Annotated in this window: 6 protein-coding genes; 1 reads left to right on the top strand and 5 read right to left on the bottom strand. The window is 70.1% G+C overall.

Going from position 1 to position 12,853, the window contains the following annotated elements; all coding sequences use genetic code 11:
* Nucleotides 1-4 precede the first annotated feature (4 nt).
* The 3 genes from ACFYZZ_RS02995 to ACFYZZ_RS02985 all read right to left on the bottom strand — a co-directional run bounded on the left by ACFYZZ_RS02995 (nucleotide 5) and on the right by ACFYZZ_RS02985 (nucleotide 10,167).
* Nucleotides 5-1,312: an MFS transporter gene (locus ACFYZZ_RS02995; RefSeq protein WP_389170753.1), complete on the bottom strand. Its 1,308-nt coding sequence runs from the start codon at nucleotides 1,310-1,312 to the stop codon at nucleotides 5-7.
* Between the two features lie 158 nt (nucleotides 1,313-1,470).
* Nucleotides 1,471-8,109 (bottom strand): amino acid adenylation domain-containing protein, encoded by a 6,639-nt coding sequence (locus ACFYZZ_RS02990; protein WP_389170750.1) that lies wholly within the window; start codon nucleotides 8,107-8,109, stop codon nucleotides 1,471-1,473.
* A 258-nt stretch (nucleotides 8,110-8,367) separates the two neighbouring features.
* Entirely contained in the window at nucleotides 8,368-10,167 is a 1,800-nt protein-coding gene (locus ACFYZZ_RS02985) for a flavin-containing monooxygenase (protein WP_389170746.1), read from the bottom strand.
* 228 nt (nucleotides 10,168-10,395) lie between these two features.
* On the opposite strand from ACFYZZ_RS02985, the gene ACFYZZ_RS02980 reads away from it, so the two are divergent.
* Nucleotides 10,396-10,527, top strand: coding sequence for a hypothetical protein (locus tag ACFYZZ_RS02980; protein ID WP_389170744.1), 132 nt, complete (start codon nucleotides 10,396-10,398; stop codon nucleotides 10,525-10,527).
* A 147-nt stretch (nucleotides 10,528-10,674) separates the two neighbouring features.
* On the opposite strand, the gene ACFYZZ_RS02975 is transcribed toward ACFYZZ_RS02980, so the two are convergent.
* Together ACFYZZ_RS02975 and ACFYZZ_RS02970 are read right to left on the bottom strand one after the other, a co-directional pair.
* A complete protein-coding gene (locus tag ACFYZZ_RS02975; protein ID WP_389170741.1) occupies nucleotides 10,675-11,853 on the bottom strand; it encodes a 2-oxo acid dehydrogenase subunit E2 in 1,179 nt (392 codons plus the stop codon).
* On the bottom strand, nucleotides 11,846-12,853 hold the full coding sequence (locus ACFYZZ_RS02970) for an alpha-ketoacid dehydrogenase subunit beta (RefSeq protein WP_389170738.1): 1,008 nt from the start codon (nucleotides 12,851-12,853) through the stop codon (nucleotides 11,846-11,848). Before ACFYZZ_RS02970 ends, ACFYZZ_RS02975 begins: the two co-directional genes overlap by 8 nt.

The raw sequence follows: 12,853 nt of genomic DNA, 5'->3' as shown, positions 1-12,853 counted from the left end.
ATGGTCATGCGGGCTCCGGAGCGGGGGCCGGGTCGGAATCGGTGGCGGGCGCCTCAAGGCGGCGTACCGTGCGCACGGGCGAGAACAGCAGGGCCAGGGAGGCCAGGAACGTCCCGCTCGCGGCCAGCACGATCGCCGTCCGCAGACCGGTTCCGGAGGCGAGCGCACCGCCGAGCAGCGAGCCGAGCGAGTACGCACCCAAGGCGCAGGTACGGGCCGTGGCGTTCACCCGCCCGAGCAGCTCGTCCGGGGTGGAGACCTGCCGGAAGCTGATCACCGTCACGTTGAAGACGGGAACGCTGAACTGGACGACGAAGGAGGAGACCGCGACGACGGCTATCGCCGCCAGTGAGTGGCCGTGTACGGCCGCGAGGACGAGATATCCCAGCCCGGGCAGCGCCATCGTCAGGATCAGTGTCGGGCCGACGCCGAACCGTCCGGTCAGTGGGCCGACCAGGAGGACGCCGACCAGGGCGCCGACGCTGCCGACCGCGACGATCAGGCCGACCTGCTTCGAGCCCATGTCGAGCACCCGGAGCAGATAGAGGAAGAACACCGACATCAGGGCGCCGGAGAACAGGTTGATGATCAGCGCGGCCGTGGTGAACCAGCGCAGCAGCGGGTGCCGCACGATCGCGGCGAATCCCTCACGGATCGAGGCCCGCACCGAGAGGGTCTCCGCCCCGGGCTGAGGCTTCGGCGCCTCGTCGGCCGGCAGTCCCGCCACCGTGAAGAAGGACAGGGCGTAGCTCGCCGCATCCACCGCGATCGCCACCGGGGCGCTGAGCGCGCTGATCAGCAGGCCCGCCGCGCCCGGCCCGACGACCTGCGCCATCGAGTCCGACAGTTCCAGCTTCGCGTTCGCCTCGCCGAGCCGGTCCCGGCCGATCAGACCGGGTGTGTAGGACTGGTGGGCGAGGTCGAAGAACACGGTCATCACGCCGACGACGAAGACCACGACGAAAAGCTGACCGATGTTCAGCACGTCGAGCCCGTGCGCGACGGGGATCCAGGCGAGGGCCGCGGCACGCACGACATCGGCGACGATCATCACGGAACGGCGCGCCCGGCGGTCCAGCATCACGCCGACGAAGAGGCCGAAGAGCAGGAACGGCAGCGTCTCGAGGGCGACGAGCACGCCGGCTTCCATCGGCGTCGCGTGGAGCAGCAGGACCGCGGTCAGCGGCATCGCGACGTAGGTGATCTGGGAACCGAAGAGCGAGGCCGACTGACCGGTCCACAACAGCGCGAAGTTCCGCTGGCGGAAGAGCGAAGTCGGCTTCTTCCCGGCGCTCTTGGCGTCCTCGCTCATGAGCGCCACACCGCCTCACGGATCTCGGCTCCCAGCCGGGAACGCAGGGTCTCGGTGCGTTGGGTCATCGCAGTCTTCCTATCGGGTCGAATTCGCCGCACGGGTGATCGAGGACGTGCCGGGCGGTGCGGGGGCGTGCCTGGACTTCCCCCGGGCACTCAGTCACGTGCGGCTCCGCCGAGCGGCTGCTGCGGCGGGAGACCGGGACGGGTCAGCACCCGCCGCCTTCCGGGGCCGAGCCCCGGTCGGGTCTCCAACCGGCCCGGTTTCGCGTTCCGTTGAGCCGGTTCCGGGACTTCGACCTTACCGATGGGCTGGTCGGGGTCGGAGGTCAGCTCCGCGAGCAGCCGGCTGAGCCGGTCGGCCCATGCCTGGACCGTGCCGTGGTCGAACAGGTCGGTGGCGTACGCGATGATCCCCGTGATCCCGGTCGGCCGCCCGTCCGGCTCGTACGACCCCCGCAGCAGGAAATTCAGGTCGAACTTGGGGGTTTCGTGTCCGGGGATCTCGAACTCGCCGATGTCGAGTCCGGGGAGGTCGAAGGCGGCTTCGGTGTTGGTGTCGAAGGACAGCATGACCTGGAAGAGGGGGTGGCGTGCCGCGGTGCGGGGCGGAGCGATGAGCTCCACCAGGCGTTCGAGGGGGAGGTCCTGGTTCTCGAAGGCGGCGAGATCTGTTTCCCGTACCCGGGTCAGGAGTTGGGTGAAGGTGGGGTCGCCGGAGACGTCGGTGCGCAGGACGAGGGTGTTGAGGAAGAAGCCGATCAGGTCGTGCAGGGCTTCTTCGGTGCGTCCGGCGACCGGTGTGCCGAGTGGGATGTCGGTGCCGCCGGTGAGTCGGGACAGCAGGACGGCGAGGGCGGCCTGGACGACCATGAACGGTGTCACGCCGGTCTGTCGGGCCAGCTCCGTGATGCGGGTGTGGACTTCGGCGTCGATGGTGACGGGGACCTGGGCGCCGCGCTGGGCGGCCGTCGCGGGGCGTGGCCGGTCGAAGGGCAGGTCCAGTTCGACGGGGAGTGCGGCCAGTGCGTCGCGCCAGAAGGCGGACTGGCGGGCGACGGTGCTGGTGGGGTCGTTCTCGGAGCCGAGCAGGTCGCGCTGCCACAGGGCGTAGTCGGCGTACTGGACGGGCAGTTCGGTCCAGGCCGGGGCCGTCCCGGCGATCCGTGCCGCGTAGGCGGTGGCGAGGTCCTTGCCGAGGGGGCCGACCGACCAGCCGTCGCAGGCGATGTGGTGGACCAGCAGCACCAGTACGTGTTCGTCGGGTCCGGTGGTGAAGCCGTGTGCGCGCAGCGGGATCTCGGTGGCGAGGTCGAAGACGTGTCCGGCGGCCTGGACCGCGAGGTCGGTCACCTGCTCGTCGTCGGTGTCCGTCCAGGCCAGGGGCAGCGTGACCGCGTCGGCGGGCAGGATCTGCTGGACGGGTTCGCCGTCGATGACGGGGAAGACGGTGCGCAGGCTCTCGTGCCGGCCCACCACGTCGGCCAGCGCCGCGGCCAACGCCTGCCGGTCCAGCGTCCCGGACAGACGCAGCACCAACGGCAGGTTGTACGCCGCGCTCGGCCCCGCCAACTGACCGATGATCCACAACCGCTGCTGCGCAAACGACAACGGCAGCGCCTTTGGACGAACCCCGGCCACCAGTGCCGGACGGGAGGGTCCCGCCTCGACCAGCGCACCGGCCAGGGCGGCGACAGTGGGGGCCTCGAACAACGCGCGGATGGTGATCTCCATCCCGAGCAGGGCGCGGATGCGGGCGACCAGCCGGGTCGCGAGCAGGGAGTGCCCGCCGAGTTCGAAGAAGTGGTCGTCGACGCCGACACCGGGCAGACCCAGCACCTCGGCGAACGCCGCACACAGCATCTCCTCCCGCACGTTCGTCGGAGCGCGGTGAGTCGAGGCGACCGCGTAGTCCGGTTCGGGCAGGGCCTTGCGGTCCAGCTTGCCGTTGGCGGTCAACGGCAGCCGGTCCAGGACCACGACCGCGGCCGGCACCATGTAATCCGGAAGCGGCCCCGCGGCATGCCGGCGCAACAGGCCGGGCAACTGCGCGATCTGTTCCGGGGATTGGCCCGGGGCGGATACCACATAACCGACCAGACGCTTGTCACCAGGGATGTCCTCGCGGACCACCGCCACGGCCCGGGCGATACCGGGATACCGGGCCAGCACCGCCTCGACCTCCCCGATCTCGATCCGGAACCCCCGGATCTTCACCTGGTCGTCGGCCCGGCCGACGAACTCGAGGGCCCCGTCCGCCCGCCACCGCGCCAGGTCCCCGGTCCGGTACATCCGCTCGCCGGGCGCACCGAACGGGCACGCCACGAACCGCTCCGCGGTCAGTGCGGGACGGTTCAGGTAGCCACGCGCCAGACCGGCACCCGTCACGTACAACTCGCCCGTCACACCGGGGGCCACCGGTTCCAGGCCGTCGTCGAGCACGAACACCCGCATGTTGAAGGTGGGTCCGCCGAGTATCGGCCGCGGTGTGGATCGCGGCTCGGCGAAGACCTGGTAGACCGTGCACTCCGTGGGCCCGTAGAAGCTGAAGCTGCGGGTGCCCTCACCCAGCGATCCGAGCCACTCCCAGAGCGAGTCGGGCACGGCCTCGCCACCGACCACGAGCAGTGCCGGAGTACGGCGGCCGTTGTCGAACAGGCCTTCCGACACAGCGGCGGCCATGTGCGTGGGAGTCAGCTCCAGGAAGTCGACGTCGTGTGCGTCCAGCCAGGTCGCGAGGAGGCCGATGTCGGAGAGCACCTCCGCGCTCACGACGTGCAGCTCGTGCCCCTCCAGCAGGCACGACAGCTGGTCCCACACCGCGTCGAAGGATATGGAGGTGGTCAGCGCGACCCGCAGCGGGCGACTGTCCGACGGATCGGCGGCGCAGGCGAAGACCGACTCACGGTGAACGGTGATGAAGTTGGTGATGCTGTGGTGCGGTACCGCCACGCCCTTGGGAGTTCCGGTGGAGCCGGAGGTGTAGATGACGTAGGCAGGATGGGCGGGGGTCAGCGGGCCGGTGCGCTCGATGTCGGTCGGGTCGTGACTCCAGGCCGGGTGTGCGGTCAGCTCTTCCTGGGTGGCAGCGTCGTCCAGGACCAGAAGGGGTGCGTCGGCCGGCAGCCGTGCCGCGGTGGCCTGGAGCGTCACCACGTACGACGGCTTCGCGTCCTCGATCATGAACCGGACCCGTTCCTCCGGGTATTCGGTGTCGATCGGGAGATATGCCGCGCCCGCCTTGAGTACGCCGAGCATCGCCACGACGAGGTCGATCGACCGTGGCAGTGCCATGCCCACGATGTCCTCGGGGCCGACCCCGTGCTCGATCAGGTGGTGCGCGAGCCGGTTGGCGCGGATATTGAGCTCGCCGTAGGTCAAGGTGGTGCCGTCGAAGACGACCGCGGTGGCCTCGGGGGTGCGGGCGGCCTGGTCCTGGAAGAGGGCCGGCAGGGTCGTGGGCGGGACGGAGCGGGAGGTGTCGTTCCAGGTGTGCAGCACCTTCTCCTGCTCCGCGGCCGAGAGCACCGGGACCTGGTCGACCCGCTGGTCCGGGCCGGTGGTCAGGGTGTCGAGGACACGGGTGAAGCGTTCGGCGAGCTGCTCGATGCTTGCATGGTCGAACAGGTCGACGGCGTAGAAGACCTCGCCGGTCATTCCGGCGGGCCGGCCGTGCTCGTCGAAGCGTTCGCGCAGGTCGAAGGAGAGGTCGAACTTCGCCGGGGTGTCCTCGTCGGGCAGGACGCTCGTGCGCAGACCGGGCAGTTGGAGCACGGGATCGGCGTTGTTCTGGAGCGCGAGCGCGACCTGGAACAGCGGATGGCGGGCCATGGAGCGGGCCGGGGCCAGCTCCTCGACCAGGCGCTCGAACGGTACGTCCTGGTGCGCCAACGCGTCGAGCGCCTGCTCCCGCACCCGGGCGAGCAGTTCGCCGAAGGACGGACCGCCGGACACGTCCGTGCGCAGGACGAGGGTGTTGACGAAGAACCCGACGAGGTCGTCGAGCGCGGTGTCGGTGCGCCCGGCCGTCGGGGTTCCGATCACGATGTCCTGGCCGGCGCCGAGCCGGGAGAGCAGCACGGCCAACGTGGCCTGGAGCACCATGAAGACCGTCGCGCCTTCGTCCCGGGCCAGTTCGGTGACCCGGGCGTGCAGCAGCGCGGGGATCTCCAGCGTCACGCTCCCGCCCTGATGCGTGGCCACCGCGGGGCGGGCACGGTCGACGGGCAGCGGCAGTTCCTCCGGTATGTCGGACAGTGCGCGGCGCCAGTAGGCCAGTTGCTCGCTCAGCAGGCTCTCGGGGTCCTGCGCCTCGCCGAGCAGTTCACGCTGCCAGAGCGTGTAGTCCGCGTACTGGACCGGTAGCGGCGCCCATCCGGGTTCCTGGTCGGCCAGGCGCGCTGTGTACGCCACCGAGAGGTCCCGGGCCAGCGGCACCAGCGACCAGCCGTCACCGGCGATGTGGTGCACGAGCAGCGCCAGCACGTGTTCGTCCGCACCGGCTTCGAACAGCCAGGCCCGGAAGGGCACTTCGGCCGAGAGGTCGAAACAGTGGCGCTCCGCCTCGCTGATCGACGCGGTCAGGCCGGACGGCCCGACCAGGGATGCCGGTACCACGGTGAGCACCTCGCCGAGCTCCTCGACCGGCACCACCCGCTGGTACGGCCGTCCCTCGACCGACGGGAAGAGCGTGCGCAGCACCTCGTGGCGCCCGAGGACATCCCGCAACGCCGCGTCCAGCGCACCGGTGTCGATCGCACCGGAAAGCCTGATGACCGCCGGGATGTTGTAGGTGGCGCTCGGTCCCTCCAACTCGTGCAGGAACCACAACCGCTGCTGCGCGGACGACAATGGCAGCGGCTCCGGACGATCCGCGGTCACCAGCGCCGGACGCGAGGGGCCCGCCCCGGCCAGCGCCTTGGCCAGGGCGGCGATGTTGGGGGCTTCGAACAGCGTACGGATGCCGAGTTCGACCCCGAGCAGGGCGCGGATGCGGGCGACCAGCCGGGTCGCGAGCAGGGAGTGGCCGCCGAGAAGGAAGAAGTTGTCGTCGATGCCGACGGTGGACAGCTCCAGGTTCAGCACCTTGGCGAACGCGGCGCACAGGATCTCTTCCTGGACGGTCGTCGGAGCTCGGCGGGCGGCCACGACGGCATGGTCCGGTGCGGGCAGGGCCTCGTGGTCCAGCTTGCCGTTGGAGGTCAACGGCAGCCGGTCCAGGACCACGACCGCGGCCGGCACCACGTGCGCGGGCAGCAGCCCGGCAGCGTGCTCGCGCAGGATCGCGGGCAGCCGTACGGTGACTTCCGGGTCGAGGCCGGGGTCGGGCACCACGTAGCCGACCAGACGCTCGTCGCCCGGGATGTCCTCGCGGGCGACGATCGTGGCCTCGGCGATGCCGGGATACCCCGCGAGTACCGCCTCGACCTCGCCGAGTTCGCTGCGGAACCCGCGGGTCTGCGTCTGGTGGTCCGCCAGGTCGATGGGCTGGTCGGGGTCGGAGGTCAGTTCTCCGAGCAGGTGGTTGAGCCGGTCGGCCCATGCCTGGACCGTGTGGTGGTCGAACAGGTCGGTGGCGTACTCGAGAATCCCCTTGATGCCGGTCGGCTGTCCCTCCGGACCGAACCGCTCCTCGAACTCGAAGTTGAGGTCGAATTTGGCTGTTTCGGGTCCAGGGATCTCGAATTCGCTGCTCTTGAGTCCGGGGAGGTCGAAGGCGGCTTCGGTGTTGGTGTCGAAGGACAGCATGACCTGGAAGAGGGGGTGGCGTGCCGCGGTGCGGGGCGGAGCGATGAGCTCCACCAGGCGTTCGAAGGGGAGGTCCTGGTTCTCGAAGGCGGCGAGATCTGTTTCCCGTACCCGGGTCAGGAGTTGGGTGAAGGTGGGGTCGCCGGAGACGTCGGTGCGCAGGACGAGGGTGTTGAGGAAGAAGCCGATCAGGTCGTGCAGGGCTTCTTCGGTGCGTCCGGCGACCGGTGTGCCGAGCGGGATGTCGGTGCCGCCGGTGAGGCGGGACAGCAGGACGGCGAGGGCGGCCTGGACGACCATGAACGGTGTCACGCCGGTCGCTCGGGCCAGCTCCGTGATGCGGGTGTGGACTTCCGCGTCGATGGTGACGGGTACCTGGGCGCCGCGCTGGGCGGCCGTCGCGGGGCGGGGCCGGTCGAAGGGCAGGTCCAGTTCCACGGGGAGTGCGGCCAGTGCGTCGCGCCAGAAGGCGGACTGGCGGGCGGCCGTGCTGGTGGGGTCGTTCTCGGAGCCGAGCAGGTCGCGCTGCCACAGGGCGTAGTCGGCGTACTGGACGGGCAGTTCGGTCCAGGCCGGGGCCGTCCCGGCGATCCGTGCCGCGTAGGCGGTGGCGAGGTCCTTGCCGAGGGGCCCGACCGACCAGCCGTCGCAGGCGATGTGGTGGACCAGCAGCACCAGTACGTGTTCGTCGGGTCCGGTGGTGAAGCCGTGTGCGCGCAGCGGGATCTCGGTGGCGAGGTCGAAGACGTGTCCGGCGGCCCGGACCGCGAGGTCGGTCACCTGCTCGTCGTCGGTGTCCGTCCAGGCCAGGGGCAGCGTGACCGCGTCGGCGGGCAGGATCTGCTGGACGGGTTCGCCGTCGATGACGGGGAAGACGGTGCGCAGGCTCTCGTGCCGGCCCACCACGTCGGCCAGCGCCGCGGCCAACGCCTGCCGGTCCAGCGTCCCGGACAGACGCAGCACCAACGGCATGTTGTACGCCGCGCTCGGCCCCGCCAACTGACCGGTGATCCACAACCGCTGCTGCGCAAACGACAACGGAATCATGCAGGCTACCTCGCTGTTTCCGACCGCTACCAGTCGCGATCCGCAGCCGATGGCTCAGGCGCCGAAATCACCGGCCAGGCGTCGGGCCGCAGCGGGATCGGGAGCCGTTATGTCGGCAGAATTAATTGGCAATGGGAAAACGGAGTTGTATCGACTTCGCGAGGCTAGCAGGCGGCACTCGCCAGGGTGAATGAGTTCCGGGCATCACTCGACGGAGCCCGGGAGGACTGTCTCGCCGGCGAGACGGGGCAAGCGGATTCACGTGTCCGAACGGTGGAATTCCAGGCCGTCGAACTCCCCGCTGCCCCGCCATTCCTGAAGATGCCGGAAGAATCCCAGGCCATCGGGGAACTCGTGTTCATCCCAAAGGGAATGCGGACCGAGATCCATTCCCTCGTTGTTGGAGTAGCCGGGGGTGCATTCCGTGCCCAGGAACGTGCGCCACTCCGGATCGACTCCCACGTTGCTCATCCAGGCGTCCTCCGCCTGTCGGGTGAGTTCGACGACGTCGGCCCCCGTGGTGACCGCGTGCGCGACGACGGCGGCGACGGTCTTGGCCGCCTCGGACAGGTTGTGCGAGAGGTTGGAGAACCGCGTCCCGCCCGTGAGCGACTGAACGAGGAACGCGTTCGGGAACCCGTGCACATGGAGTCCGTGCATCGTGCGCATGCCGTCGGTCCAGTGCTCCGACAGGAGCCTGCCGTCCCTGCCGACGGGGTCGAATCCGGCGCGCCGGGTGGGCGCGGTGCCGACCTCGAACCCCGACGCGTAGATGATGCAGTCCACCTCATACTCGGTGCCGTCCACCACGACACCTCGCGGCGTGATCCGCTCGACCCCCTTGCCGTCCGTGTCGACGAGACGGACCGTCGGCTCGTTGTAGGCGTCCAGATACTCGTCGTGGAAGGTCATGCGCTTGCACGGAAGCCAGTACCAGGGCTTGAGGAGTTCCGCGGTCCGTGCGTCCTTGACCGTCTCCTCCACCCGGGCGTGGAGCCGGCCCATCTTCTCGATGTCCGCGTAGTACGCGCCGCGAATCTCCTCGGACGTGTCCGAGTCCGGCTGTGAGTGCTCATCGGCGTTGCGCCACATCCTGGCCATGGCGGTCCAGCCGTCGTTGATCAGATCCTCGGCCGGCTGCTCGGCCGACGTCATGTTGGCCGCGTAGTTGTCCAGCCAGCGCTGCTGCCATCCAGGCGTGGCTATCTGCGCGAACCACTCCGGGTCGATCGGCCGGTTGTTGCGGACCTCGATGACGGAAGGCGTGCGCTGGAACACGAACAGTTCCCGGCATGCGGTGGCCAGGTGAGGGACGCACTGCACCGCGGTGGCGCCGGTGCCGATGATCGCCACCCGCTTGTCCCGCAGGTTGCCCAGCGGTCCGCCGACCGGGTCGCCGGTGTAGGCGTAGTCCCATCGGCTCGCGTGGAAGGTGTGGCCCGCGAAGGTCTCGATGCCCGGGATGCCGGGGAGCTTCGGCACGGACAGGTGGCCGAGCCCCAGGATCACGAACTGGGCGGTGAACTCGTCACCGCGGTCGGTCCGCACCGTCCACAGTTGGGCGGACTCGTCCCAGTCCAAGCCGGTGACCCGGGTGTGGAAGAGCGCGTTCTCGTACAACCCGTACTGCTTGCCGATGCGTTGGCAGTGCTCCAGGATCTCCGGGCCGCGCACGTACCACTCGGTGGGCACGTAGCCGGTCTCCTCCAGCAACGGCAGGTAGATCATGGACGCGATGTCGCACTGGGCGCCCGGGTACCTGTTCCAGTACCAGGTTCCGCCGAAGTCGCCGCCGGTGTCGACGATCCTGACATCGGAGACCCCCGCCTCCTTCAGGTGGGCGCCCGTCATCAGGCCGGCGAACCCCCCGCCGATGACCGCGACCGTGACGTGGTCGCGGTACGGCTCCCGCTCGATGCGATCGGTGAAGGGGTCCTCGTCCATGTGCGCGAACCCGCCACTGAGGGTCAGGTATTGGTCGATGCCGTCCGGCCGCAGTCTCTTGGCCCGCTCGGCGGCGACCTTCGCCATATGCTCCGACACCTTGTACCTGGACATGAAAGTCTCTCCTCCGAATGCATTTCTCCGACCGCCCGGCCAGCACCTGGAATGTGTCGCGGTCGGTACTCGACGAGGCCCGTGGGTCTGTCTCGCCGGCGAGACAGACCCACGGCCGTTTCAAGGTCGGTTCGAGGTGGGTGGCGGGCCGCGTGTCGGCGCGCTGAGCAGGGCGGAGCTCCGGTAGGACGAGGGTTCTCACGCCAAATCGACTGAACCGGAGCTGCGTTGCTGGTTGAGTCTGCCATCCCCGAGGCCGGGTTGTCCGCGATCGGGGACTGGGTGCTGGCGCCGGCCGCCGGGGCGGTGGTGGCCGGGATACGGTCGCCGAGCGTCCCGGCGAGCGCCGCGGCGAGGTAGGGCAGGTTCGGGTCTGCGGTGTAGCCGGCCGCGATCCCGATCCGTGGACCGGCCGACGCCGGGTCGTCGGCTGCTTGGTAGGCGGCGCGCAGCGCGCGGAGGTCCACAGGGGCGTCGTAGGGCGGCAGTGGCTTCGTCGTCCTCCCGTCAGCCCGCGAGCCGGGCGATGGCGTCGGCGGTCTCCAGGTCCTGCTTCACCGCGGTGAGGAAGCGGACCGCGTCGCGGCCGTTGAGATAGCGGTGGTCGTAGGTGGCCGCGACCGTGGTGACCGGCCGGGCGAACGGCATACCGTCCTCGGTCAGCGCGACTTCGCTCCGCTCGGCGCACAAGGTCACGACGCAGGTGCGGCCCGGATGGACGATCGGCGCGGCCAGGATGATGTCCGGATCGTTGTGCAGCGAGAGGGTGATGGCCTCGTCGGCGAACGCGTCCTCGCGGAAGTTCTGCCGCAGGGCGCTGACTCGGAAGTCCATGAGGTCGTCGGCCAGGTCGGCGATCGGACGGCGGGCGGCGTCCTTGAGCACCGGGATGAACAGCCCGGTCCCGACGTCGACGGTGACCCCGACGTTGGCGGCCGACGCGAGGGTGAGGGTGTGGTCCGCACCGGACGTGGCGAAGAACAGCGGGAAGTCGGCGTGGCGAGCGGCAATGGCCTTGACCAGGAGCTCGACCAGGCCGTATGGGGCGCCGTCGCGGGTGGCGCGGAACGCTGTCAGGTCGACCGCGATCGCGGCGAAGGCGGCCGGGATGGTGCGGTGCGCCTCGCTGACGACCGCGGCCACCGCTCGCTGGCGCGGACTGAGGCTGACGACGACGGCGTCCGCGGACGCCGCGGACGCCCCAGCCGCCACGGACGCCCCAGCCGCCACGGACGCCGCCCCCTGGTCGATGAGCCGCTGGACGTCGGAGGCCTTCACCACCCGCTTGCCGAGCGTGCGCAGTTGCTCGGTCCGGATGCCGTGATCCTGGGCGAGGGTGCGCGCGGCGTCGCTGAGGATCGGGTCCGGGCCGCCATCGTGGTCCTCGCCCTCGCCCTCACCCTCGGCTGCGGTGGTCACTTCGGCGGCCGCCAGGTAGTCGTCCCGTTCCTGGCGGCTGTCGAACAGCAGCCCCACGGGCCGCCCGAACTCGCAGTGCGCTCCGGCCTCGACGAGCCGGTGCAGGACGCCGTCCGCGTCCGCGACGAGTTCCTCCAGGGCCTTGGCGGTCTCGACCTCGGCGACGACCGCGTCCGCGGACACCGCGGCGCCGTCGTCGACCGTCCAGCCGACCAGGACACAGCCCTCGTCGTTGTTGTTGAACTTCGGCAGCAGCAGTTCACGCATGCAACGCCTCCCAGATGGCGCGGTGGATGTCAGAAGCTTGGGGGAGCACGGTCTGTTCCAGGTGTGCGGCGGTCGGGATCACCTCGGCCTCGGCGCTGCACAGCACGACCGGGCGCCGCAGCCGGCCCCACAGCCGCTGATGGACGCGCGCGGCGACCTCCGAGCCCCAGGTGCCGCCGGCGGCGCAGTCCTCGACCAGGCACACGACCTCGGCGCCGGCCAGGGCGGGCAGCAGTGGCTCCACGTCGAACGGGTACAGCCGGGTCGGAACGATCACCTCGCAGGTGATCTCGTGCTCGGCGAACAGCGTCCCGGCCGCCGCCAGCGCCCGCCGGGATACGCCGCCGGGCACGATGATCACGCAGTCGGCCGCGTCGTCGCCGTCCGACGCCCGCAGCCGCGCCGGGCCGTCGGCTCCGAACGGGAAATCGGCGACGAACGGCCCGTCCGTCCCCGGCTCGTGCATCGGCTGCGTGTAGAGCACCTTGTCCTCGAACAGGACGGCCGGCTCGCCATCGGCGAGCAGTCCGGCCAGCAGCGCCGTACTGTCGTGGAACGGCGAGATCTCGTGCACCGACAGGTGCGGCACGCCGATGAAGTGCTTCTGCAGGCTCTGGCTGTGGGTCGGGCCGTACCCGCGCCGCCCGCCGGTGGGACAGCGCACGATCACCGGGACCTCGACGCGGCGGCCGTACATCGCGACCGATTTGGCCGCGAAGTTGACGATCTGGTCGAAGGCCAAGGTGGCGAAGTCGCCGAACATGATCTCGACGATGGCGCGCCCGCCGGACAGCGCCAGCCCGTTGGCCACGCCCACCAGCGACTGCTCGCTGATGGGCGTGCTCAGGACCCGGTCGGGGTAGCCCGACGACAGCCCTTTGGTGATCTTGAAGGCGCCGCCGTACGGATCGGCGACGTCCTCCCCCAGCAGGAACAGGTCGGGGTCGGCGGCGAAGGCCGCGTGCAGAGCCCGGTTCAGGTTCTCAGCGACACGCTCCAC

Origin of the sequence: Streptomyces sp. NPDC001816 (assembly GCF_042892235.1) — a bacterium.
Lineage (GTDB): Bacteria > Actinomycetota > Actinomycetes > Streptomycetales > Streptomycetaceae > Streptomyces.
Note: the sequence above shows the minus strand (reverse complement) of the source record. Positions and strands in the feature narration are given on the sequence as shown.